19 protein-coding genes and 1 riboswitch are annotated in these 25,158 nt (G+C 61.8%); of the genes, 4 read left to right on the forward strand and 15 right to left on the reverse strand.

Going from position 1 to position 25,158, the window contains the following annotated elements; genetic code table 11:
* Positions 1-46: 46 nt before the first annotated feature.
* From AB5Z02_RS17225 to AB5Z02_RS17235, 3 genes are all read right to left on the reverse strand, one after another.
* Complete coding sequence (locus tag AB5Z02_RS17225; protein ID WP_005340292.1) at positions 47-382, reverse strand: AzlD domain-containing protein; 336 nt, start codon at positions 380-382, stop codon at positions 47-49.
* A 1-nt stretch (position 383) separates the two neighbouring features.
* Positions 384-1,091, reverse strand: coding sequence for an AzlC family ABC transporter permease (locus AB5Z02_RS17230; RefSeq protein WP_368216532.1), 708 nt, complete (start codon positions 1,089-1,091; stop codon positions 384-386).
* A 120-nt stretch (positions 1,092-1,211) separates the two neighbouring features.
* Positions 1,212-1,691: a murein L,D-transpeptidase family protein gene (locus AB5Z02_RS17235; protein ID WP_005340284.1), complete on the reverse strand. Its 480-nt coding sequence runs from the start codon at positions 1,689-1,691 to the stop codon at positions 1,212-1,214.
* 279 nt (positions 1,692-1,970) lie between these two features.
* On the opposite strand from AB5Z02_RS17235, the gene AB5Z02_RS17240 reads away from it, so the two are divergent.
* Entirely contained in the window at positions 1,971-5,138 is a 3,168-nt protein-coding gene (locus AB5Z02_RS17240; protein ID WP_368216533.1) for a S41 family peptidase, read from the forward strand.
* A 15-nt stretch (positions 5,139-5,153) separates the two neighbouring features.
* Here the strand turns inward: AB5Z02_RS17240 and AB5Z02_RS17245 are convergent, their stop codons facing one another.
* On the reverse strand, positions 5,154-6,446 hold the full coding sequence (locus tag AB5Z02_RS17245; RefSeq protein ID WP_368216534.1) for a ferric reductase-like transmembrane domain-containing protein: 1,293 nt from the start codon (positions 6,444-6,446) through the stop codon (positions 5,154-5,156).
* A 102-nt stretch (positions 6,447-6,548) separates the two neighbouring features.
* Between AB5Z02_RS17245 and AB5Z02_RS17250 the strand changes: the two genes are divergently transcribed.
* A complete protein-coding gene (locus tag AB5Z02_RS17250; RefSeq protein WP_368216535.1) occupies positions 6,549-6,986 on the forward strand; it encodes a hypothetical protein in 438 nt (145 codons plus the stop codon).
* Positions 6,987-7,131: 145 nt separating this feature from the next.
* On the opposite strand, the gene AB5Z02_RS17255 is transcribed toward AB5Z02_RS17250, so the two are convergent.
* From AB5Z02_RS17255 to AB5Z02_RS17275, 5 genes are all read right to left on the reverse strand, one after another.
* The gene (locus AB5Z02_RS17255; RefSeq protein WP_128834913.1) at positions 7,132-7,446 is read right to left on the reverse strand and encodes a hypothetical protein; all 315 of its coding nucleotides are present in this window, start codon (positions 7,444-7,446) and stop codon (positions 7,132-7,134) included.
* Positions 7,433-8,683, reverse strand: a complete 1,251-nt coding sequence (pgaC, locus tag AB5Z02_RS17260; protein WP_100654609.1) for a poly-beta-1,6-N-acetyl-D-glucosamine synthase — start codon at positions 8,681-8,683, stop codon at positions 7,433-7,435. The genes AB5Z02_RS17255 and pgaC overlap by 14 nt, the downstream gene beginning before the upstream one ends.
* Positions 8,680-10,638: a poly-beta-1,6-N-acetyl-D-glucosamine N-deacetylase PgaB gene (gene pgaB, locus AB5Z02_RS17265; RefSeq protein WP_368216536.1), complete on the reverse strand. Its 1,959-nt coding sequence runs from the start codon at positions 10,636-10,638 to the stop codon at positions 8,680-8,682. The genes pgaC and pgaB overlap by 4 nt, the downstream gene beginning before the upstream one ends.
* On the reverse strand, positions 10,638-13,022 hold the full coding sequence (pgaA, locus tag AB5Z02_RS17270) for a poly-beta-1,6 N-acetyl-D-glucosamine export porin PgaA (protein WP_368216537.1): 2,385 nt from the start codon (positions 13,020-13,022) through the stop codon (positions 10,638-10,640). Before pgaA ends, pgaB begins: the two co-directional genes overlap by 1 nt.
* Positions 13,023-13,590: 568 nt before the next feature.
* On the reverse strand, positions 13,591-15,435 hold the full coding sequence (locus AB5Z02_RS17275; protein WP_368216538.1) for a M3 family metallopeptidase: 1,845 nt from the start codon (positions 15,433-15,435) through the stop codon (positions 13,591-13,593).
* A gap of 275 nt (positions 15,436-15,710) precedes the next feature.
* Between AB5Z02_RS17275 and AB5Z02_RS17280 the strand changes: the two genes are divergently transcribed.
* Together AB5Z02_RS17280 and gbpA are read left to right on the forward strand one after the other, a co-directional pair.
* On the forward strand, positions 15,711-17,393 hold the full coding sequence (locus AB5Z02_RS17280; RefSeq protein WP_368216539.1) for a methyl-accepting chemotaxis protein: 1,683 nt from the start codon (positions 15,711-15,713) through the stop codon (positions 17,391-17,393).
* 264 nt (positions 17,394-17,657) lie between these two features.
* A riboswitch (cyclic di-GMP riboswitch) is annotated at positions 17,658-17,743 on the forward strand.
* 65 nt (positions 17,744-17,808) lie between these two features.
* Entirely contained in the window at positions 17,809-19,230 is a 1,422-nt protein-coding gene (gene gbpA / locus AB5Z02_RS17285; RefSeq protein ID WP_368216540.1) for an N-acetylglucosamine-binding protein GbpA, read from the forward strand.
* A gap of 58 nt (positions 19,231-19,288) precedes the next feature.
* On the opposite strand, the gene cbl is transcribed toward gbpA, so the two are convergent.
* The 6 genes from cbl to AB5Z02_RS17315 form a co-directional block, all read right to left on the reverse strand.
* On the reverse strand, positions 19,289-20,236 hold the full coding sequence (gene cbl, locus AB5Z02_RS17290) for an HTH-type transcriptional regulator Cbl (protein ID WP_368216541.1): 948 nt from the start codon (positions 20,234-20,236) through the stop codon (positions 19,289-19,291).
* A 123-nt stretch (positions 20,237-20,359) separates the two neighbouring features.
* On the reverse strand, positions 20,360-21,427 hold the full coding sequence (locus tag AB5Z02_RS17295; RefSeq protein ID WP_184236101.1) for a sulfate/molybdate ABC transporter ATP-binding protein: 1,068 nt from the start codon (positions 21,425-21,427) through the stop codon (positions 20,360-20,362).
* Between the two features lie 22 nt (positions 21,428-21,449).
* A complete protein-coding gene (gene cysW / locus AB5Z02_RS17300; RefSeq protein WP_184236104.1) occupies positions 21,450-22,340 on the reverse strand; it encodes a sulfate ABC transporter permease subunit CysW in 891 nt (296 codons plus the stop codon).
* Complete coding sequence (gene cysT / locus AB5Z02_RS17305) at positions 22,337-23,176, reverse strand: sulfate ABC transporter permease subunit CysT (RefSeq protein WP_368216542.1); 840 nt, start codon at positions 23,174-23,176, stop codon at positions 22,337-22,339. Before cysT ends, cysW begins: the two co-directional genes overlap by 4 nt.
* A 271-nt stretch (positions 23,177-23,447) precedes the next feature.
* Complete coding sequence (locus AB5Z02_RS17310; protein WP_368216543.1) at positions 23,448-24,023, reverse strand: RBBP9/YdeN family alpha/beta hydrolase; 576 nt, start codon at positions 24,021-24,023, stop codon at positions 23,448-23,450.
* 62 nt (positions 24,024-24,085) lie between these two features.
* Positions 24,086-25,087, reverse strand: a complete 1,002-nt coding sequence (locus AB5Z02_RS17315) for a sulfate ABC transporter substrate-binding protein (protein WP_042030331.1) — start codon at positions 25,085-25,087, stop codon at positions 24,086-24,088.
* Positions 25,088-25,158: the final 71 nt, after the last annotated feature.

The raw sequence follows: 25,158 nt of genomic DNA on the forward strand, positions 1-25,158 counted from the left end.
GGATGTCGAATAATGACATCCATTACACAAGATCACGGCTCGCGCTTCACCAAGGCAAGAGCTCGGCTATGCCTCCCAGCCAGCGCAGCAGGAAGAAGCCCCCCATTCCACCCACCACCACAACCAGAGTCGGCAGCCGCAACAGGGTCAAGAGCATCACCCACAGGGTGGCGGTCAGGTAGTCAGGATCCCAGTCAAGACCTATCCCCGGCTCGTAGCTAAAGACGATGGGCAACCAGATTGCAGTCAGCACCGACTGGGCCGAGAAGCCGAGAAACGCCCCCATCTCGGCACCCGGCTGATATCGGGTCAACCGAGAAAAGAAAGCGAAGCGGTTGAAAAAGGTGATCAGGGCCAGCAGGCCAATCATCAGCCAGCTCACGCTACCTCCTCATCCGGTGCAGCACATAGCCCACCACCATGCCAGCCAGAGCCGAGACGATGATGTGGATCTCCGCCAGCAGCGGCTTGGTAAGCAACGCTGTGCCGCCGCTCACCAGAGTTGCCGCCACCATGGGCAAGTTTTTCATGGCGGGAATGGTCATGGCGATGAAGGTAGCCGCGATGGCAAAATCCAGCCCCATGTTGTCCAGTCCATCGATGTACTGGCCGGCCGCGATGCCGAGCAGGGTCGCCAGATTCCAGAACAGATAGAAGACGAATCCCGCGATGAGCGCGTAGGCCGGATCAAAGTGGCCGCTGCGCTCCCGGTCTTTCAGCGCCACAGCGAACATCTCATCTGTCAGGAAAAAAGCAAGGCTGGCCCGCCAGCGCAGGGAGAGCGGCAATACGTCACGGCGGAAGGTGAAGCCGTATAGTAGATGCTGGGAAGTGATCACCATGGTGGAGCCCATGATGGGCAGCAGGGGCGTGCCCGCCCCGAACAGGGTCGTGGCCGAGAGCTGGGCGGCTCCGGCGTAGACCAGCAACGACATCAGCTGAGCCTGAAGCGGACTCAGCCCTGCCTGCAACGCCAAAGCGCCACACAGGATCCCCCAGGGGATCACCGAAATGGATAGCGGGAGCATATCCAGTGTGGCACGCCACCAGAGCATCCCCGTTCGCTCGGGCACGCTCGTTACTGACATCATGTGATCTTCCTTGTCACAGCCAAAGCGAGCCGAAAAAACTAGCACGGGACAGCAAGCGCTGTCACGTCATCACTGGCGGGAAATAAAACGCCCGCGGAGTCGCGGGCGTGCACAAGGGGATCAGGGCTCGATGACGATGGGCGTACCCGGATCAATCGCGTCCCACACCTCATCCAGCTCGTGGTTGAGCATGGCGATGCAGCCGTTGGTCCAGTTGGAGGGCTGAACCCTGCGGTTGCCAATACTGTTGCGCTGGCCGTGGATCATGATCATGCCACCCGGACGAACACCCAGCTCATTGGCGCGCTTGATGTCATCCAGGTTCGGATAGTTGATATGGATGGCTTTGTAGTAGCCGGAATTGGTCTTCTTGTAGTCGAGGGTGTAGCGCCCTTCCGGCGTACGCTGATCCCCTTCCTGCTGCTTGTGCCCCTTGGGCGCCGGGCCCAGAGCAATCCAGTAGCGCTTCAGTTCCTTGCCATCCTTCATCAGGGTCAGGCTATAGGTCGACTTCTTGACCACCACCAAATCGGCTTTTTCGGTCAAGGCAAAACTCAATGCGGGCCAAAGCCCCAACAAACACAGTAATACGGCTCTCATTCCATCCCTCGACAAGCCTCTGGTGCGGGCTTTTCTTGTTACCAGATCATCTGAACGATGCCCGCCGAGCGGCGAGCGAGCGCCATGATATTGGATCGCCATCAATACTCAATATGCCCGGCAAAACATATCTTGCCGCAGCCAGGCCATCTTCCTTGAACGCCGTCATTTGGCATTGGTAATTAACAGTTAAAACAACAAGATACCAAAAATTATCGCGCTGGCACCCGGGACAATGATCGGCGAAGATAACACTCCACTCCCCGACAGGATCATGCCATGCGCTCTTCGTACCGCCTCGCCACCCTGCTGTTCTCGCCACTCCTGCTCTGGCTGCCCGCCAGTGTCGCCGCCGATGCGCTCTGGCTACGCGAGCCCGCCCTCTCCCCCGATGGCAAACAGCTTGCTTTCACCTGGCAGGGGCGCATTTTTGTCGCCAGTGCCGAGGGTGGCCCCGCTACAGCGCTCACCGGCAGCGACTACCTGAGCCAGCGGCCAATCTGGTCGCCGGATGGCAAACAGCTCGCCTTTGCCGCCAATCTCTACGGCAACGAAGATGTGTTCGTGGTACCCGCCAACGGCGGCGAGATGGTGCGCCTCACTCGCGATTCACGCACCGACCTGCCGCAAGCCTTCAGCGCCGATGGCAAACGGCTGTTGCTGAGCAGCCAGCGCCTGGGCACGCCCGATGCCGACCATTTTGTCGCGGAAGGCTACCAATGGGGCGAGCTCTACTGGACCCCGATCACCGGCGGCACCTTGCAGGCCGATCTGCCGCTGCCTGCGACCCTGGCCCGTCCCCATGGGGAGCTGCTCGCCTATCAGATGCCCGCGGCGGATCAACCCTTTCGCAAGCATCAGCACTCGTTCGCGGTGCCCCGTCTCTGGTTGTTTGATGGCAAGCAGCACAAGCAGCTGACCGAAGATCGGGTGGCGGCCACCGATCCGGTCTGGAGCGACAAAGGGGACAGCCTATTTTACCTGAGCGAGCGCAGCGGTGATTTCAACGTCTGGCGCCGGGATCTCGCCAGCGGCAAGGAGCAACAGCTGACCCACTATCAGGGCCATCCGGTGCGGGGGCTCAGCGCCTCTCGCAATGGCGATCTGGTCTGGTCATGGCTGGGCGAGCTCTATCGCCTCGATGCCGGTAGCAGCGAGCCACGCAAGCTGACCCTCACCCCGCAAGTGGCGAGCGCGCCGGATGAGGCGAGCGAGGCCCTGACCCTGGCAGACGAAACGCTTGTCAGCGAAGAGGCGGACGAGCTGATCCTGGTGAGCGAAGGCAACCTGTTTGCCGTTGACCCCGAGCGGGAGCGGGTGCGTCAGCTGACCCGAGATCCAAGCGAGCAATCCAGCCCCCTCTTCGCCGAGCAGGGCCGCGCCCTCATCTATCTGTCGGAGCAGCAGGGGCACGCCGCCCTCTATCGCCTGCGCAAGGGGGACCCTGATCTGCTGTTCAGCGATCCCGGCACTCTGACCGAGAGTCTGCTGCTGGCGATTCCCGACAAGGGGATCAGCCGTCCGGTGCTCTCCCCCGATGGCAAACAGCTCGCATTCGTGGTGGATGGCCAGGCCATCCACCTGCTGGATCTGGCGAGCAACAAGCAGCGGGAGCTGGTGCCTGCCAGCTTCAACCCGTCGCGCCACGAGGTACATCTCGCCTTTGCCCCCGACTCACGCCATCTGGCGCTCACCTTCCGCCCCGATGCGGCAGAGCAGGAGATCGCGGTGATCGATACGGCCAATCCCAAGGCCAAACCGGTCAATGTCAGCCTCAACGGCTATCAGGATGGGCAACCGGGCTGGAGTCAGGATGGCGCCATCCTCTACTGGCAATCGACCCGGTTTGGTGCACTGGGGCCCGATGGCGAGCCCCTCGTCACCAACCTGCTCGGCATTTACAGCAGCCGCGCCGCCAGAGCCGATGCCATTGCCGAGCTGGAGCCGCCGAAAGGGGGATACGGCTTTGAGATCGATCGTCTCAACCATCGAGAAGCGCTGCTGCTGCAACCCACCGGTACCCTGCTCGCCAGCCGCATCATCGGCGACCAAGTGATCTATCTGGTGGAGGAGATGGGGGTCAACAGCGAGAGCGAGATCAAGGGCTACAGCCAGGATCTGCGCAAGGGCAAAACCAGCGAACTGTTTGGCGAGCAGCCCGGCCCAGCGCTGGCAAGCCTCAACCAGCAGGGCACCTTGGCTACCCTGGTGCGGGATGGGGAGATAACCCGGATCCACCTCGACTCTGGCGAAGCCACCAGCGCCCCCTTCGCCTTGCAGCCCACCAGCCGCTGGCAGGCACGCATGACCGCCGCCTTCGATCAGATCGCCCGGCTCACCCGGGACGAGTTCTATCTGGACGACATGAACGGGGTGAACTGGGATAGCTATGTCGCCGCTTACCGCCGCCTGCTGCCGGGCATCGGCAACCCGCGGGACTTTGGCAACCTGCTGGCGGAGCTGGCTGGCGAGCTCAATGTCTCCCACACCTGGGGCAGCGGCCCCGCCCCCTTCCCGCGCATGGCGGACGAGACCGCCAGCCTGGGCGGCTACTGGCAGGATGGCGAGCAAGGGGTGATGCTCACCGCCCTGCTCTCTGGCGGCCCGCTGGATCAGGAGAGCGATATCGCCCCGGGCGCCCGCCTGCTCGCCATCAACGGCGTCCCGATTGCCAATCTGGCCGAGCTGGATCGGGCCCTCAACCATCAGGCTGGCGCCCGGCTCGCCCTCACCTTCCAGCAGGAGGGCAACAAGCAAACTGATGAGGTGGTGCTCACCGCCATCGACAAGCAGCAAGAGTACCAGTTGCAACAGGATCGCTGGATTGAGAAACGGCGGGAGCTGGTGGCCAGACTGAGCGGAGGACGTGTCGGCTACGTCTATCTGCCGGCGATGAATAGCGAGGTCTACGATGCGGTGGTGGCGGATGCCCTCGGCAGACAGCGCAATCGCGATGCGCTGATCGTCGATGTCCGCTTTAACAGCGGCGGCTATCTCGCCAATACCCTGGTGGAGTTTCTGACCGGCAGCGGCAGCACCAAGGGGATGGCCAGCAGCTGGCCCCGTCAGGGCAAGGGGGAAACCGACGCCGCCACTCGCCAGTGGACCAAGCCTTCGGTGGTGCTGGTGAACGCTGGCAGCTACTCGGAAGGCTCCGCCTTCCCCGAGTACTACCGTGCCCTCAAGGTCGGCCCCATCGTCGGCGATCCGGTGCCCGGCACCGGCACCATGGTCTACAGCCACGACTCCCGGCTGATCCCGGGACTCTCCTACGGCATTCCGACCTTGGGGCTGCGCAAACCGGACGGCACCTTCTACGAGAATCAGGAGCTGATCCCGGATCTACAGGTGCCCCTCACTCCCGCCGACATGGTTGCCGGGCGCGATCCGCAACTGGAGGCGGCAGTACAAGCCGCCCTCAAGCAGTTGCCAGCCAGCACCAAATAACGGCGCCCGTCGAGCTCAACGAAAGCGAAACAGCTCGCGATGCAGATGCCCGTCCGGCAACAGCCGGGTCAGGGCATCTGCCATCCCCTCCGGCCCGCAAAACCACACTTGCTCGGGCGCATCCTGCGCGATGCGGGCCAGATCCAGCCGCCCGGCTGTCTTGTCCAGATGCAGCTGATAACGCACACCGGTGCGATGACAGAGCTCGACCAACCGCTGGTGGTAGACGGCGCCCGCCAGATCCGGCGCGCACTGGATCAGGGTGATCCCCTCGCAGCGCTCTCCACGGGCAGCCAGCCCCTCCAGCCAGGCAACAAACGGCGTGATACCGATCCCGGCCCCCAGCCAGAGGGCTCGGCCTCCCCTCTGCGGGGCGACAAAGGCGCCATAGGGGCCGGTCACCACCACTCCATCCCCGACGCGCGCCTCTGCCACCAGCTGACGGGTATGATCCCCAAGCGCCCGCACCGCGATCACCAGCTGGCGCCGATCCGCCGACACCCGCACCAGAGTAAAGGGGTGCGGCCCCTCCTTGGCGTCAAATTCGAAAAAGGCAAACTGACCCGGGCGGTAATGGGCGAGCGGCCGCCCCAACTGCATGGTCAGCTCGCAGGTCTGATCCGCCAGCGTCCGCACCGCAATGACCCGGCCCGGATGGCGATCCCGTGCCCCCACTTGTCCCAACAGAGAGTAGAGGGCCCCGATAGCTCCCAGCCCACCGATCAACCAAATCGATACCCCCACGGGAGTGATGGCTCCAATCTGAGGCAACAGGCAGAGCCCGTGTCCCCACCCCGCCAGATAGATGATCGGCGCCAGCCGGTGGATCAGCCGAAAACGGCCATAACTCACCAGCGCCAGCAAGCTCACCACCACCAGCGCGATCAGCAGATAGAAGCTCCACTCACCAAGGGTATTGCCAAGGGCATGGAGCGAGATGCCATTGCCTGTGCCAGCCCCAGCACCGCTGGCCCCACGCCGAACGGGACGGCTCAGCCAACCCGCCGAGACCGCCCACTTGGGCGCCTCCACCAGCAGCCAGTGGGCGGTCAGCGCCATTGCGCCGCCGATGGCCGTCTGGCGGTGCAATCGCAACATCCGGTCCAGACCGCCACACCACACCTCCAACTGCGGCAGACGCAAGGCCAGCAGCAGCGAAATGGCCATATAGGCCATCCCCAGCAGGCCGGTCAGTAACAACATCTCATGGCGCCAGGGCCACACCCCGTTGGCATCCCCCGCATAACCGAGCCACCAGACCCCGACCGCCAGCAGCGGCAACAGCCACCACATCCATTTGTTCGTCATAACATGCTCCCTGGTTCCATCGCGGCAGGGCCTCATCTCCCTGCTGATGGCACCATTGCACACCCGTCCGGTCACAAGACTTTGCCAGAGGGGGAAGCTTGTGTGGCAATGTGTGACAAACGGAAACAAAAGAGGGCCAAGTGGCCCCTCGCGATCTCGCTTGTTGGCTTGCCTCTCTTCATAGGAGATGGCGCACAATCAACCTCCGCTGTGATTGACGACCCACCTGCAAAAGGAATCAAATGGGGACGTTACATATCTGCGGCGGAAAACCTGCTGCCCACTCTTCCGGACAAGGAGATCCCCTTGCTTTCATCCACCGAACAACGCGTCTGCCCGAGTTGTCAGCGCGAGACTAACCATGTCGTAGTGCTGGTCGACAAATCCTATGGAAAAGAGGTGAAACCAGAGCAAAAACGCACTGCATTTATCAAAGACTTCATTACCGGCTGGGCCGCCGGCCCCTTTCTGGCCAACATGGACCGCTTTGAACGCCACGCCATCTGTGAATATTGCGGAAATAAAGTCATTGATGAATGAAAAATTAGGGGCAAAACGACTGGTTTTGGGAGTGTCGGCGACATCGCTATGGCAAACCGGCCCGAAAAAAACGCTCCGGGTACCCCGCCCGCTTCGCAGCCCGTGACCGGTGATAAAAAGTGAGGGGCCGACCGGCCCCTCATGATTACGGCGCTTTTGAGGCCGTTCGCTTGCCCACCAAGCGGTGCAGCAGCCTGTTGTATTTTGCCCAGGAGTGGATCAGCAGGAAGATGCCGAACAGCAGGGCCAGAAACAGTTGTCCCACTTCGATGGCATCCAGCGAGCCGATAAAGCTCTCATCCTCCTCCGCCTCCAGATAGTTGAGCCAGGGTTGCAGGGCCAGAAAAATCCAGCCGACCCAGGTCACCAGCAGGATCAGCAGATCCCGCAGCCGATACTTCCAGCTGCGCCGGGTACCGTTGCTGATGATCATCTCCTTCGCCAGCTTATGTTTTGTCACGGAACGACTCCCCCCTGTCAGGACTCTCCCACACCGCCAGCTGGCCACGACGACGCAGGATCGCCTTGGGCACCGCCACCACCACGGTCACCAGATTGAGCAGCCAGTAGATGAGCGGATACCAGACGCACCAGATAAAGCTGCGGGCCATGCTCTTGTCGTAGTGGTTGTCGATAAAGATGCTGACCCCGAACTGCACCAGACAAATCGCGGTCATCATCACCCCGGTCCACTGGAACAGATGACCCACCGCCAGTCCGCTCACGTCAGGCTCAATCAGCCAGATCAGTGCCAGCAGCAACATGCTGTAGCACCAGGCCACGCTGGAGAGATACTCCAGCAGCAGCAACCAGAAGCGGCGGTTGCGCCACCGCATCGCCTGCAACCCGTAGCGCAGAAACACCTCGGCGCCCCCCTGCGCCCAGCGCAGCCGCTGCTTGTAGAGACCGCGTACCGTCTCCGGCATCAGCACCCAGCAGAGCGCCTGGGGCTGATAGTGGATGAGCCAGCCGGCCAGCTGCAGCTTCCAGCTGATGTCGATATCCTCGGTCACCATGTCATTGCTCCAGCCGCCAACCGCCTCGACCGCCAACTTGCGAAAGGCCACCACCACCCCGGAGACGGTGAAGACGGTACCGTAGATCCGCTGGGCCCGCTTGATGAGGCCGATGATGGAGCTGAACTCGCCGGTCTGGATCTTGCCGATGATGGTGGAGCGGGTGCGCACCCGCGGGTTGCCGGTGACCGCCCCGACCCTCGGGCTCTCGATGAAGTGCTTCACCATCCAGCGCACCGCGTCATAGTCGAGCACCGCATCCCCGTCGATGCCGACCAGGATCTCCCCGCTGGCCACCGCCAGCCCGTTGTTGAGCGCCATCGCCTTGCCCTGATTGTGCTGGTGGAGCACGGTCAGGCGCGGATCCTGCTGCGCCAGCCGATCCAGCCTCGCGCCTGTGTCATCCTTGCTGCCGTCGTTGATGGCCAGCACCTCGAAATCGGGATAGCGCTGGCGCAGCAGGTGGCCGATGGTCTCCTCGACGTTGGCCCCCTCGTTGTAGCAGGGCACCATCAAGGTCACTCTGGGGTAATAGGGGAGCTCCAGCCCCCGCTTGGCCAGCGCGATATCCCTTCGCTCCCACTGGAAGTAGTAATAGAGACCACCACAAACCCACACCATGGCCATCAGACTGGGATAGGCCAACGTAAAGATGGCTATCCCTTCCAGAAGATCCTTCACCGCATCGCCTCCCCTTGGGTGGCTTTAGCGGCACTGACTGCGACCGGTGTCACCGGCAGCTGGGTCGGCTGAGGCTGGGTCTGCACCGAGAAGACCGGCTTGAGCACGGCCGGATCCGGCTGGTTGTTGTGAAAATCATCCGGGTAGTAGCCAAAGTTGGTCACCCCCTTGCGCTGGATGATCTGCATCCAGCGCACCAGCTCGGCATCGGGGATAGGCTGGTCGGTGCGCCAGTTGCGGCTCTGCAGTTCGAACACCAGCCGATTGGCCGGCACCTGTGCCAGTGAATCCTCCGCCAGCCTGGCCAGCCACTCATCGGGGTTTTCTGCCTGCTCCATATAGGGCATCGCCATCACGGCGGTGTAGTCATAGGCCTTGGCAAACGCCGCCATGCTCTGGGCAAACCACTGCTGGGATTGCGGCTCTGTCACCAACGCCGCATAGATGTTGCGGGCAGTCTTGAGACCGTCGGCGCCCCCTTGGCGGTAGCGGGCGGCGGCATCGCGCAGCGCCATGGTGAAGTCGATCAGCAAATCGGTCTTCTGCTCCCCCTGCGCCTGCAGCGCATTCGGGGTGCGAGCCAGCGACATCGGCCCCTCGTAGTCGCTGAGGAACGCATCGTCATGGAACAGCAGGCCATCGAACTTGGTGTAAAAACCGAGATCCTCATAGATATCCAGCAGCAGCTGACGGCTGGCAGGATCCCAGGGCGAAAGGCGTAGATACTGCCCCCTGGCGGGGGCGCCGGTACGACTGTCGGTGACATAGGCGTGGTTCGGCCCCATGTCGTAGGCCATCACCGGCATCCAGGCGAACACCTTGACCCCGGCACGGGTCTTGAGCTGCCAGGACACCCGGTTGAAGAGATCCGCCTTGACCGGCATATGACGGTTGGGGAAATAGAGCGCCTCCGCCACCCCGTCGCCGTTGTCATCGGCATAGGCCTGCAGATAGACGGTGGTGATGCCGTAACCCTTGATCCGATCCAGCAGCATGTCGATGTTCTTGTTCATCTGCTGCGGATCCTTGTCGTAGACATAGTCCAGATCCACGTGCACCAAGCGCTCCACCTGCCGCTCCCAGGTATTGCCCCCCATGATCTCGTCCAGAGTTTCGAGGCTGGTGTCCTCCTCCAGCAGATAGCGGCGCACCGTGCTGCCCGAGTCACTCAGCTTGTTGAGCCCTTCCGCTAGGGTGAAGGTGTAGGGCATCCCCGCCGCACTGGCCAGCTCCAGCGCCGTCTGGTTGAAGGCGCCGTAGGGCCAGACCAGGATCCGTGGTGCCCGACCGGTCTGCTCCCTGAGCTGGCTGGCCGATGCGTCGAAGTCCGCTTTTATACGGGCCCGATAGTCGGCCATGCTCTCGTAGCCATTCTGGCTCCAGCCTGCGGTGGTGACCGCCGGCTGCACGTTGCCCTGCGGATTGGCGAGCAGCCCGTAGTGGGAGGTGAAAGTGTGGGAAGCCAGCTCCACCAGTCCGGAGTCCTGCATCTCGCGGATCTGCGGCCAGCCGACGAAGTAGCTGCGCGGCAGTTTGTCATTGCCGTAGGGGACCATCTTGTCATTGGCCACATCCAGCCAGCTGCCCACCAGCGCAAAGACCGCCGGATAGTTGTAGAGCTTGAGCAGCGGATAGACCAGCCGGTAGAAGCTCTCGTAGCCGTCATCGAAGCTGAGCAGGATCGCCTTCTCCGGCAGCGGTGCCTTGCCCGCTTTGGCATCCAGGATCTGCTGGAAGCTGACCGGGTGATAGCCCTGCTGTTTGATCCAGTTGAAGTGGCGGATCAGGGTGTCGCGCCGGATGGTCTGGGGATAGAGCTTGAGGTTGGGGGTCAATTTCAGATCAACGATATCGTGGTAGCAGAGCACCACGTAGTCATCGGGTTGCCGGGCCGCCTGCGTCAGCGAAGGCAGCAGTGCAAGCAGCAAAACGAAAGGAGCAAGCCAGCGTTTCATCACATGAAACTCCATTGCAGATTGGCGAAGATGAAATTTCCGAACTCGGGGTTACCGTCATAGATGGCCTGACGGCGGCCCAAGCCATAGCCCAGGCTGAGAGCGGGAGAGAGGATCCAGTCATGGCGATAGCTGAGCTGCCACCCCTGATCGCTGCCATAGCCCTGCTGCCAGTAGTGGTTACCACTCATGGTCAGGCTCTGTAGCAAAGAGCGGCGCCCATCCAGCGGCAGCCGATAGCGCCCCGCCAGCTCCAGCTCCAGATTGCGATCCTGCAGGGGATTGAAGTAGTCGACCTCCACCGCCTCGTTGCGGGAGGTGGCACCACGCAAGGTGGTATCGAACCACCAGCGATCCCGGCGCCAGAGATCCTGACGCAGCCAGCCGGAGGCCGTCAGCCGCCGGTTGCCATCGCTGATATCCATCTGCTCCAGTCGCAGTGCCCCCTCGCGGGTCTCATCCTGACGCCAGCCCAGATCGAGCTGGTATTGATCGGCGTAGTTGCCGCGCGCCAATGCCCGCAGCGGGGTGTCGGCACTGTTGAGGTTGATGGCCGTGCCCAACGTCCAGTGATCATTCAACCGCCAGTCGAGGCGACTCCACAGATAGCCTTTGTGGTTGAGCTCGCTGCCCACGCCCCCCTCCAGCGTCAGTTGCAGCGGGTAGAAAAAGATCTCGGCCCCCAGCCCGGTATAGGCGGCGCGCTCGGGCTGCTGGTCGAACTCGCCAAAGCTGCCCTGACGGCGGACAAACAGCCGATCGCCGCCATCAGTGCGAGCGCTGTAGAGGCGGCTGTCGTAGCTCCAGTCACGACTGGCCTGCACCGAGCCCCCTTCGTTGCGGCCATGGGTCAGGTCAGTGACAAATTGCGGCGCCTGCTCCAGAGTCAGCCGCTGCTGTAACTCCTGACGATCCCGGGTCAGGTTGCCGAGGGTGCGCACAGCCTGCGGCGTGCCCTGCCAGTCGCCCTTGTCGAGCCGGGCATTGAGGCGGCCGGGCTCGGCCAGCACGGTGCGTCCTGCAGGCAGCCAGCGCACAGCCTGCTGATAGGCCTGCTCGGCTTCATCGGGATGACCCCGCCAGCGGCGGATATCCCCCAGTTGCAGCCAGAGCCAGGGATTGGCAGGCGCGGTTTTCAGCCATCCTTCCAGCTGCCGCTCTGCCGTGCCCGCCTCACCACGCCAGGCCTGCAGCAACGTTTTAAGCTGCAACACCTTCTCGTAGTCGTCGTTGGCCATCCGCATGTTGCCGGTGAAATCCCAGCGAGTCGGTGGCTCCTGCCAACCAGCCAGCAGACCCTGTGCCGCACCATAGCGCTCGCCATCCGAATAGGCGTAGAAGCGCTTCTCCAGCAGGCGCTTGTCTTTGGCCCGTGCAGGGGTCGCCAGTTGCTGGTAAATCACGGAGGCCTCATCCACCCGCCCCAGCCCGGCCAGTGCATCGGCGCGCGCCTCCAGCACATAGTCAGGCAATGGCCCCTCGGCCTGCAGCGTAGCGGACTCCCGTTCGGCTCGGGCAAACTCGCCGAGGGCTACCAGCGTCACCACTACATCTCGGCGGGCACTGATATAGAGCACATGATCGTGGGGCGCGCGGGCCAGGATCCGTTCTTGCAGCGCAAGAGTGCGGGTCAGGGAGCGGCGGGCCAGCACCGGATCCTCGGTCTGGGCCGAGATCCGCAGCAGATTGACCGCCTGGTAGTAGTCGAGCCAAAGCCGGTCGACCGGTTTGAACAGCTTGGGGTAACGGCCCATCAGGTCCGCTGCCGCAGGCCCCGCCCCCAGGCTCACGGCTACACGATAGAGTGCCAGCACCTGTTCGTGGTTATCTGGCTCCAGCTCCAGCCACTGCTGGCGGGCCAGCAGCTCGCCCATGGGATCCTCACCCTGACGGGCTGCATAGATGCGGGCTTCGAGGATCGCCTGATCGCGGCCAAAGTTGGCCTCATATTCACCCGCAGCGTGGCGGGCCAGCTCGCGGTTGCCCTGATCACTGGCAGTGAGAAACAACCCGAGCCAGCCATTGCGGTTGGCCGGATCGCGTCCCTGCAGGATGCGGTAATAGCTGATCGCTTCGGAGTAGCGCTTCTCGTCGCGGGCGGCACGGGCCACCCCTTCCAGCGTACTGTTGCTGATGGGGCTGAGCTCGCACGGCTCACAGGCGGCCAGCGCCCCCTTGCGATCACCCCGCCACAGCTGCACGGCAATCAGGTCATCGAGCACCTTGCCATCACCACTTTGTCGATAGAAAGCATCCAGCCCGTGCACTGCCGCATCCAGCTCTCCCGCCCGGGCCTTGATCACCCAGGCTTCACGCACTCTGTCCACCTCACTGGCACACACCAGCAGGGGCAACAGCGCCAACATCAAAAAGATGCGATTCATTCGCAACATACCACCCATAACAAACGCTGGTCATATCGTCCCTGCACGACCATACGGATATACACACCCGTCCGCTCCTGCCTGATGAGCAAGAGGGCTTCCTGACTTGTGTGCTGATTTCGAGGGTGAAAGGCGGGCAACGGCCACACCTTTCCTATGTGCGGCCCAGCCATCTCCGGGCGGAGATCTGAGGCTTTCCGAACCCGATTCACATCGGGAGTGGCAAGGTGGGCGATTTTGCAGCTGTGGACAATTTAGTCAATCCAGCAAGATTGGAATGGTTCTCAAAAAGATGAATAGATCAATCTTTATGCACAAAGGTGAGTGCAAAAAACACTATTAACAAAACAGACATAACAGCGTGAATCACCGAATCTATTACCTTGCCGCTCACTGTTCACGCTCATCTTCATATGAATACATATTTGATGGGAAAATCGCGGACACTATTGCCAAAGCGACACCTGGTGTCGTACCCATCCCTAGTGAGGTATCCCCCACTACAGCTGTAACAAGGGATAGCCATAAGGCGCCGTGCTCCCGGCATGCTCACCGGGAGCACTGTGGTTTACGCGGCTGACGCTCGTCGGTAATGATCAACGATCCACGCCTCGAAGTCGGCCAGCATGCGGGTTTCCGACTCGCTGTTGTCGGCGATAAGCTCGGCGCCATGTACCACCCGGATATGAGCATCGAGCGGGCTTCCCTCACCCGCCGCGGGGCGCTGCTGGGCGGCGCCCATACAGGCCTGCGCCTGTTGCCACGCTTCGGCGGCGCTCAGGTTGCATGCCTCGGCCAGCGGCACCGCGCTGAATCCCTCGCCGGTCAGGCTGCGCAGGGTCTCATCGTGACTCATGCCGTTGCCCGGCCCCCAGTAGTGGGCGGCCAGATCCGGCCCGATACGCGGGTTGTCGGTGAGGTAGCCATCGCGCTTGAGGAAGTAGGCGCGGGTCTGCTCCACCGCCATCAGCGCCAGCAGGTAGCCGTGATAGGCGCAGGCCGACTCCTGATTAAGGAGGTGCGGAATGGCCAGCAACGGGCGCGGGCTCTCGACCCCGACAATCTTACGCTCCCACTGGCGGGCCAGCGCCAACACAGCCTCGGGGGTGCGCTCGGCCTCACCCATGGCGTAGAGATCCCGCTCGAAGTAGGCCACCAACGCGATCTGGCGCTCGTTAAAAGCGCGAAACGGCTGACGCGCTTCAATCATCTCCTTGATGAGGGCGTCGGGAACAGCCTCTCCTGCCGCATTTCTAGCGTAACGTTTGAGCCAGTCGGCATCGTCCAGCAGGCTGTCGCAGAACATCGACTGGGTCTCGGCATAAGCCATGGAAGTTGGCGGGAACTCCTGGGAGAAGCAGGGGGCGTTGCCGGTGACATTGGCAAAATGCGCGGCGTGCCCCCCCTCGTGGAACAGGGTGTTGAGGCCACTCCAGCCGCTGCCCACCTGCGCCGGATCGGCCAGGCTGGTGAAATTAACCACCGCAGGCACCCAATCCCCTTGCTGGAAGAAGCTCGGAACCGGGCCGTGGCAGAAGCCGTTCTCATACTTCCCCTCCCGTGTCAGCAAATCCAGGGTCAGGGTCGCCCCGCGATACTGGATGCCGAGCCGGCGGAAGCTCTCGACCCAATCTCGCAGCGCCCGCGAGAAGGGCACGTAAGGATCGAGCTGACGGGTCACGTCACCGCTCACGCTGTAACGCAGGTTGTGAGGCAGCAGGGCTGCTTCCCCCTTGGCCGCTTTCAGCTCCGCCAGACTCTGGTGCAAGCGGGCGTCGGTGCGGGCAATAAAGTCGTCGAGGATGGCGAACAGCTGCTCCGGGCTCATCTGCTCGTTCTTGCGCACCTTGTAGTCGAAGTAGTCGCGATAGCCCATGGCGCGGGCAAAGCGGTTGCGGATCGCCACCACCTCGAGAAAACCGTTGCCGACCACCCACTGCTCCAGGGTGTGGAACATGGCGAGCGCGCTCTGGCGCACCGCCTCGCTCGGGCTGGCGGCAAGGGAGGTGCTGGCGGCGGGCAGGCTGCCTGCGACCTGCTGGCCCTGCTCATCCAGCAGGGTCAGTTTCAGCCCCTTGCGGCGGGCGAACAGCTCCGCCTCGGCGGCTACCAGCTCATCCATCAGGGCGGCAGCGGCGGGATCTTCAATCACATTGCACTCGAAGAAGGCGATCCAGCCTTGCAGACCGCGCTTGAGGTCATCCTCGTCGGCCTGCACCAGCATCTCCCGTAATTCGGGCAGACGGGCCGGATTGGCACAAAAGGCCTTGTAGGCCTGCTCGGCCGTGGTGAAACCGGCCTGATCATCGCTGGTGCCCATATAGGTGGACCAGAAGAGATCCTCCTTGCGCCTGTGTACCTGCAGGTAGTCGGCGTTGAGCTGGTTGAAGTAATTCCTGGCAATGGAACTCATAAATTCCCTCTTGTTATGGGGTCACCCGCAGCGGGGCCCACTCCTTTTTTGAAGAAATGCCAAACCATTCACACTCTTTGGCAAAAATTGCGCAGGGATGCGCATCAACACGCTAGCAAAAAGTGGGGGTTGCTGTCTGCTGACTATACTGATGTTAAAACGCTCATTTGAGAAAGCTCGGCAAGAGACTGAAAGTAAATGAGTTGTTAACTTTTACAAACTGGCTGCCGCGGTACAGAGCCACATAAAATCAACAGGGAAATGAGGGTTTAGTCATGTTCAAGCTCGGTGATATCACCGTGAGCCGCAAATTGATCTTGCTGCTCGCACTGGCGTTTGTCGGTTTTGTCTCGCTGCTGCTTATCTCGGCCAACGCGCTCCAGCGCAATCTGATGAGCGAGCGAGAGGCGCGGCTCAATGCGATTCTGGAGCAGGCCATGAGCCAGATCCAGTTTCTGGCCAGCACCCTGCCAGCAGAGCAGGCTCAGCAGGAGGCACGCAAGCTGCTGACCAACACCCGCTTTGATGGCAACAACTATTTATTCGTCATCGACGAGAACCGCACCATGGTGGTTCACCCCATCCGCCCCGAACTGGTCGGCCAGAAGATGGGTGAAGGGGGCGCCGCCACCGCCGGGCAGTTCTGGTATCAGATGGTGGATATCGCCAAAGGGGGCAAACAGGGCACTCTGCAATATGTGTGGGTCGGCCCGTCGGGTGAAACCGCCGACAAGCTCTCCATGGTATCCGGCTATCAGCCCTGGGGCTGGATCCTCGGTTCCGGCATGCTGCTGCAAGATATTCAGCAGACCATCTGGGCCCAGTACATGAAGATGGGTACCGCCACCGCCATCGTGATCCTGCTGATGGGGCTGCTGGGCTGGCGCATTACGTACTCTATCGTCTCCCCTCTCAGCCAGATCAACCACGCCATGCAACGGGTCGCCAAGGGGGATCTGGTGGTGAGCATCCCGGTACAGGGCAAGGATGAGCTGGGAGTGGTCGCCCACTGTACCAACCAGAGTCTCGATGCCATCCGTCACGCCCTGCTGGAAGCCAGTCAGGGGGCTCGCAACGTGGCGGATGCCGCCCTGCGCATCGCCGCCTCTGCCGAGCAGACCAATCAGGCGGTGACCAGCCAGCGGGATCAGCTGGCCCAGCTCGCTACCGCCATGAACGAGATGAGCGCCACCATCTCCGATGTGGCCGGACACGCCGAAAATACCGCGCGGGATACCCAGGAAGCGACCGGAGAAGCCGGGCTCGGCAACCGCGACGTTCACGCCAGCGTGCACGGCATCAAGGCGCTGGCCACCGAGGTGGAGCAGGCCACCCAGCAGGTCAACCAGCTCAAGGAGGGGGTGATGCAGATCAGCGAAGTGACCGCTGTCATCAGCGCCATTTCGGAGCAGACCAACCTGCTGGCCCTCAACGCCGCCATCGAGGCAGCCCGCGCCGGCGAGCAGGGCCGCGGCTTTGCCGTGGTGGCCGACGAGGTGCGCCAGCTGGCCAGCCGCACTCGCCAATCCACCGAAGAGATCCAGAGCACCATTGCCCAGCTGCAGCAACGGGCCGTCACCGCCGCCAACGCCATGGATACCAGCCGCAAACTGGCAGAGAGCAGCGTCAACCAGTCCCAGCAGGCGGGGCAGGATCTCACCCTGATCGTCAACCACATCCAGCATGTAAGCGACATGGCGACCCAGATCGCGACCGCCGCCGAGCAGCAGAGCATGGTGGCCGAGGATATGAACCGCAACGTCAGCGGCATCAACGACTCGGCGCTGGAGATGTCCCAGTCCGCCTCGCAACTGGCGCAGGAGAGCGAGCTGCTGGCCGGTCTCTCCCGCAGCCTGGATGAGCGGCTTGCGGTGTTCAAACTGGGCAAGGAGTCCTCCACTGCGCCAATGATGGCTCCCGTATCTCCCCCCTCCGGAGAACAGCGCGCCCGTCATTGATGGCGTCAACCCGTGTCGCCTTGTCACCCGACCTGCCAGCCAAGCTGGCAGGTTTTTTTACGCCGACAACACGCAATCAGCATGCACCTTATCGGCATATTCAACGGCATTCGACGCCATTCACAGATAAGAGAACAATTTAAAAACAGTCAGTTAGAATGATCCATGTGCCGTTGAACGGTGCATTTAAACATTTAACTTCAAATAATTAATCAATGCGGTGCACAATGGTGATGGCCGAACATTTGGCCCATCACTAACCATCTAGTCATTTGGCAAACTGACCGAAAGGTCGGGACGCAAAGCCTCCGGTCTACAGACGTTTTGTCCAGGATAGCGGGGTTGCCACACGCAAGTGTGCATCGGGGAACTCCCCGGCCAACTGACTGCCCACATCTATCGAACAGAGGAATGTATGGCAGCAAAAATCCAACTCAATCACATCGCAGCGGTGCTGGCTCTGCTAGCCAGCGGCAGCGCCCTGGCTCATGGCTACATCAACCAGCCAGAGAGTCGCAACTACCTGTGCAAAACCGGTGGCAACAGCCAGTGTGGCGGCGTGCAGTGGGAACCCCAGAGCGTGGAGGGCCCATCAGGCTTCCCGCAGAGCGGCCCACAGGATGGCCAAATCGCCTCGGCGGGCAGCCCGCGCTGGAGCGAGCTGAACATCCAGACCAGCGACCGCTGGACCAAGCGTGAAGTACAGCCCGGCCCCTTCGCCATCAGCTGGACCTTCACTGCCAACCACGTCACCCGCAACTGGCGCTACTACCTCACCAAGCAGGACTGGAACCCCAACCAGCCGCTCACCCGCGCCTCGTTCGACCTGACCCCCTTCTGCGTCATCGACGGCAACATGGTGCAGCCGCCCAAGCAGGTGACCCACAACTGTGTCCTGCCGGATCGCACCGGTTATCAGGTGATCCTCGGCGTGTGGGAAGTGGGCGACACCAGCAACAGCTTCTACAACATCATCGATGCCAAGTTCAAAGATGGTAGCCAGCCGCCGCTGGAGTGGAGCCAGGCAGGCACCATCTACCCCTCCATCGACCTTGCGGTGGGTGACAAGGCGATGACCCGGGTATTCGATGCCAACGGCGAGCGCCCCGATCTGCAGACCGTGCTGACCATCACCACCGCCGAGCAGGGCCAGAAGAACAGCTGGGCTCATGCCCTCGCCAGCAAGATCAACGCCGAGCAGAGCCTGATCCGCGCCGGTCAGCAAGGAGCCGATGGCCAGTTCAATCCGGTCTACGGTATGAACCCCGTCTATCTGCATCGAGACAGCAAACTGGATCGAGTCGAGATTGATCTGCAACAGCTGCAACCGCCAGTGGTGGACAGCATCAGCGTCAGCGGTCTGGCCAGCGACTATGTGCTGGACAACGGCAAGGCCACCCTCGATTTCACCGTCACCGCACAGGGCGATCTGGCCGTCACCAACACCCTCTATGACCACGGCGGCGTCGCCAAGGGTGAAAGCAGTGCCGACATCAAGGACAGCAGCCACACCTTTACCATGGCGCTGGAAGGGCTCAAGGCAGGTCACCACCAGCTGGTGATCAAGGCCACCCCGAAAGCGGGCGGCGAGACCATTCAGCAGACCATGGATCTGATGTTCAAGGAGCAGAGCAGCGGCGAATACGACTTCGTCTTCCCGAACTCGCTCAAATCCTATGCCGCCGGCACCAAGGTGCAGCAGCCGAAAAATGGCAAGGTCTATCAGTGCAAGCCCTTCCCCTACAGCGGCTACTGCCAGCAGTGGACCACCACAGCCACCCAGTACGAGCCGGGCATCGGCTCCCACTGGCAGATGGCGTGGGATGAAGTGAAGTAACTCGCCACCGGATAGCAGAAGGGGAGCCATTGGCTCCCCTTTTGTCATCTCTTCCTATTCAAATCTGGAAGTCGAGGGCGGGTTCGCTGCCCATGGCGCGGGCCTGAATATCCGCCAGCGCCAGCTCAGGGTTGCAGAGCTGGATAAACTGCCAGGCAAAGTTGTGCTGGAACTGCCCCTGCTTGAGGCCAATCCAGGCGGTATGGGGGGCAAACAGACGGCTGCCATCAAGCTGTACCAGCCCCTGATCCCGCTGGGTGTCGAACGCCATATCGGCCAGTATGCCGACCCCCATCTCCAGCTCGACATAGGTCTTGATGACATCGGAGTCCTGCGCCGTCAGCAGGATCTGCGGTTCAATGCCAGCCGCAGCAAAGGCTTCATCCACCCGCACCCGCCCGGTCAACCCGGCTTGATAGGTGACGATGGGCCAGTTGGCCAGCGCCGCCAGCGTCAGCTCCCGCTCGCCAGTAAGCGGATGTTGCTCGGGCACTACGATATTGTGGTGCCAGCGGTAGTAGGGGAATGCCACCACCCCTTCGCTCTTGTCGAGCTGCTCGCTGCTGATGCCGATATCCACCTCGCCGGTCTGCACCAGCCGCACAATCTCCTCCGGGCTGCCCTGACGCAGCTCCAGCTGTACCAGCGGAAACTGCTCGCGAAACGCCTTCACCACCCGCGGCAGGGCATAGCGCGCCTGGGTATGGGTGGTCGCCACCAGCAAGCGGCCCGAGTCGCGGTTGGCGAAGGTGCTGGCCAGTTTGCGGATGTTGTTGGCGTCATTAAGGATTCGCTCGGCAATCACCAGCAGCTCCTTGCCAGGCTCGGTCATACCGAGCAGCCGCTTGCCGTAGCGGATAAAGAGCTCGATACCGAGCTCCTCTTCCAGCTCGCGGATATGGCGACTCACCCCGGATTGCGAGGTAAAAAGGGCGTTGGCCACCTCGGTCAGGTTGTAATCCCGCCGCGCTGCCTCCCGGATAATTCGTAACTGCTGAAAATTCACCTTGTCGCCTCCTGCGAAGAGTGGGCGACACAATCTGGTCACCCCCTCATTTTTGTTATTTGGCCGGATCATGCCCCGGCAAAGCGCCTGAACCCGGGCAGCCATGCCACCCGCAACACAACATCAAATCTGGTAATCGGGATAGAACTGCGCCTGTCTGGCCACCAGCCGCACCCCCTGTCCCGGGGCAAACTGCTTGGCCGCCTCCTTGCTCAGCTCCGCCTCATAGTGGGCCCCTTTGGTTTCGCCATCGCCACGCAGCTCCACCCGAATGCGTGGCCCCATGGGCAATAGACGGGTGATGGTGGCACGGATCCCGCCCGGCGCATCGGCTGGCAGTATCTCCAGTTCATGGGGACGAACATAGGCGATGGCGGCACTGCCGTGGGCCAGATGAGAAGCCGACGGCCCGCCGAGCAGCTGCTCGCCGACACCGAATCCCTGCTCCGCCACCCGACCGCGGAACTGGTTCACGCTGCCAAGGAAGCTGTGGACGAAGGAGCTGGCGGGCTGGTCATAGACCTCGGCCGGGGTGCCAATCTGCTCGACCCGTCCGGCGTTCATCAGCACCACCCGATCTGCTACCTCCAGCGCCTCCTCCTGATCGTGGGTGACGAACAGGCTGGTGACGTGCAGCTCGTCGTGCAGCTCGCGCAGCCAGCGGCGCAGCTCCTTGCGCACCTGCGCATCGAGGGCGCCGAAGGGCTCGTCCAAGAGCAACACCTTGGGCTGCACCGCCAGCGCGCGGGCCAACGCAACCCGCTGACGCTGACCACCGGAGAGCTGGGTCGGATAGCGCTCGGCCACGTGGCTGAGTTGCACCAGATCCAGCAGCTCCTTGACCCGGGCGCGAATGGCCGCCTCGGCCGGGCGCTCGCTGCGCGGTTTGACCCTAAGGCCAAACGCTACGTTTTCGAACACCGTCATGTGGCGAAACAGGGCGTAGTGCTGGAACACGAAGCCGACGTTGCGCTCACGCACATGGAGATCCGAGGCGTCCTCACCGCGGATGATGACGTGGCCACTGTCGGCCTGCTCCAGCCCGGCGATAATCCGCAGCAGGGTGGTCTTGCCGCAACCGGAGGGGCCGAGCAGAGCCACCAGCTCACCGTCGTGAAAGTCGAGGTTGATGTCTGCCAGCGCCGCGTATTGATTGAAATGCTTGTTGAGTTGTTGAACCTGAATGCTCATGGCTGCCTCTTTAAAACGGTGATCAGTGAGATTTGGTGGGCTGGGCACGCAGCCGGGCCAACAGGGTTTCCCCCAGCAGGGTGAAGATCCCGAACAGAGCCAAGAGGCTTGCCACTGCAAATGCGGCGCCGGTCTGGTACTCGTTGTAGAGGATCTCGATATGCAGCGGCAGGGTATTGGTCTGGCCGCGAATATGACCGGAAACCACCGACACCGCGCCAAACTCCCCGACCGCGCGGGCGGTACAGAGCAGCAGGCCGTACATCAGGCTCCAGCGAATGCCGGGCAGGGTGACGCGCCAGAACATCTGCAGGCCGCTCGCCCCCAGCATGATGGCCGCCTCCTCCTCTTCCGGGCCGCGCGCCTCCATCTGGGGCAGCAGCTCGCGCACCACGAAGGGCACGGTAATAAAGGTGGTGGCCAGGATGATCCCCGGAGTGGCGAAGATGATCTTGATGTCATGTTCGCTCAGCCAGTCACCGAACCAGCCGCGGCTGCCGAACATCAACACCAGCATCAGACCGGCGATCACCGGCGACACCGAGAAGGGCAGATCGATGATGGTGATGAGCAGCTGCCGACCGGGGAAGCGGAAACGGGCGATGGCCCAGGCCGCCGCGATCCCGAACAGCAGATTGAGGGGAACGGCGCAGAGCGTCACCAGTGCGGTCAGACCGAGGGCGCTCAGGGCATCCGGCTCGCTGATGGCGTGCCAGAAGAAGGCGAGCCCCGGCGTCAGCGCCTGAATAAAGACGGTAGCCAACGGCAGCAGCAACAGGGCGGCAAACCAGCCCAAACCAACGGTGATGAGCAGCCACTTGACCCACTGGGGTTCACGGATCACGACCGGCGCCTTGCGAGCGGGGGTCACCTCCACAGAGGCCGCCTCAATGGCGATAGCAGATGAACTCATATCCGGCTCCCTCCGATGCGAGACCAGCTCCAGGCCTGCAACTTGTTGATTAGCAGTAACAAAATGAACGAAATCAGCAGCATCACCACGGCAATGGCAGAGGCACCGGCGTAGTCATACTCCTCCAGGTGGCTCATGATCATCAGCGGCGCGATTTCCGAGACCATAGGCAGGTTGCCGGCGATAAAGATGACGGAGCCGTACTCCCCCACCCCGCGGGCAAACGCCAGCGCAAAGCCGGTGAGCAGGGCCGGGATCAGGGTCGGCCAGAGCACCCGGATAAAGGTCTGCCAGCGATCAGCGCCGAGGCTGGCGGCGGCCTCCTCTTGCTCGGTTTCAGCCTCCCGCAGCACCGGCTGCAGGGTACGCACCACAAACGGCAATCCGATAAAGGTGAGTGCGATGACCACCCCGATAGGGTTGTAGGCGAGCTGGATGCCGAGCGGCGCCAGCAACTGGCCGATCCAGCCGTTGGGAGCGAAGATGGCGCACAGGGCGATGCCGGACACGGCGGTCGGCATGGCAAACGGCAGGTCGATCAGCGCATCCACCAGACGACGACCGGGGAAGGTGTAACGCACCAGGATCCAGGCCAGGATCAGGCCAAACAGGCTGTTGAGCAGCGCCGCGACAAAGGCCGCACCGAAGCTCAGGCGAAAGGAGGCGAGCACCCGGGGTGAACCGATCACCAGCCAGAACTCGGCGGCGGTCAGGTTGTTGATCGCAAACAGCACCAGGGCCGAGAGCGGCAACAGCACCAGCAGGCCCAGATAGAGCAGGCTGAACCCCAAGGTGGGGCCAAAACCGGGCAGGACAGAATAAGAACCAAATCGCATAACACATCCATCTGTTATGAAGAATTTTCGATATGGTGATTCTGCGCACTCCCCTCATCGGCAACAAACATCAATTGCGACTTTGCTAATCACTTTTTTGTCTAACCGCAGAGTCACAAGGCTCTTGGCGCACTCCAAATAAAAAAAGGTCTTTTATATAAATAAAAGACCTAAGAAATGGAGCAATACGGAGCGGAGCATTCAAAGAACGGGGGCATGGAGTAGCCAGCGAACAGCGCGCTCGCCAACCCTCCAACCACTTCACAGATACCTAGCGAAAGCCCAATACGACCGGCCGGGGCGATGCGATCTTGACCGGTGCCACCACCAGCTCACCACGGCGATAGAGAGCCCCCAGCAAATGCAGCCCTTGATGCCAATCCCCATGACCGGACTGGGCATTGATATGGCCCGCCTCACCGGCATCGAACAGCGGTACCTGCCACTGGCGGCTCCAGTATTCGGCCCGTTCAAAGCTCATCCAGGGATCATTGCGGCTGGCCACCAGCTGGGCCGACACCTGCAGCGGCCCGGCCAAGGCCTCATCCGCAATGCCAAAACGGGTGGGATCGGCGGGCGCCACCAGAAAGATCGAGGCCACCTTCTCCGGCTGCAAGCGGGCCGCCGCGATGGCGGTCAGGGCGCCGAAAGAGTGGGCCACCAGATGGACCCGGCTGCGGCGACGTTTCAACTTGCTCGCCAGCTTGGCACTCCAGACCCTGAGGTCCGGCTTGTCCCACGGCAGCCCGGTCATCCGCTGCCATTGGGGAAAATGATCGTGCCAGCGGCTCTGCCAGTGATCCGGCCCACTGTTGTGCAGACCGGGAACCAGGAGGATCTTGTTCATCTTGGTGCTCCTATCGGCTGGCACAGGGGCCAGTTCAAAGGGGTTAAACGGAGTTACCTGCCTCAGCCACCGGGTTGGTAGATCTGGTCAAACAGACCGCCCTGTGCGAAGTGCTTCTTCTGGGCTTTATCCCAGTTCCCCTCGATATCCTTGACCGTAAAGAGTGCCAGCTTGGGGAACTGATCTGCGGTCTCTTTCAGGATCGCCGGATTGCTGGGGCGGTAGTGATACTTGGCGACTATGTGCTGCCCCTCGTCGGAGTAGAGGTAGTCGAGGTAGGCCTTGGCCACCGTTTCGGTGCCGTGCTTCTTGGCGACCTTGTCCACCACCGCGACCGGCGGCTCAGCCAGTATGGAGACCGATGGCACCACCAGCTCGAACTTGTCGCTGGCACCGGGCTGACCAAGTACCAGCAGGGCTTCGTTCTCCCATGCCAGCAGCACATCGCCAAGACCACGCTCGATAAAGCTGGTGGTGGCACCGCGGGCGCCGGAGTCCAGCACCTTCACGTTCTTGTAGAGATCGCCGACAAACTGTTTGGCCCCCTCTTCATTGCCACTCTTCTTCAGGGCATAACCCCAGGCGGCCAGATAGTTCCAGCGGGCACCGCCGGAGGTCTTGGGATTGGGGGTCACGATGGCCACATCCTTGCGCACCAGGTCGCCCCAATCCTTGATCTGCTTGGGATTACCCTTGCGTACCAGGAAGACGATGGTGGAAGTGTAGGGCGCTGCATTATTGGCCAGACGGTTCTGCCAATCCGCTGCGATAAGACCTTGCTTGGCAACGGCGTTGACGTCGTAGGCAAGTGCCAGCGAGACCACGTCAGCTTCCAGCCCGTCCACAACGGCGCGAGCCTGCTTGCCGGAGCCACCGTGGGACTGGCTCACAACTACATCGTCACCGGTTTTGGCCTTCCACTCCTTGGCAAAGGCGGAGTTGTACTCCTGAAACAGCTCGCGGGTCGGATCGTAGGAGACGTTGAGCAGGTGCACTTCTGCGGCGTAGGCCTGGCCAAAGGCCAGCACGGAGAAGAGGGAGAGAGCGGTCATTCGCAGTTTCATGGTGATACTCCATATCGTTGGGTTGAGAGCAGCATGCCGTGGAGTTGTTATACCGAGAAGAAAGAAATAAC

The organism is Aeromonas sp. R2-3 (assembly GCF_040908375.1).
GTDB lineage: Bacteria > Pseudomonadota > Gammaproteobacteria > Enterobacterales > Aeromonadaceae > Aeromonas > Aeromonas veronii.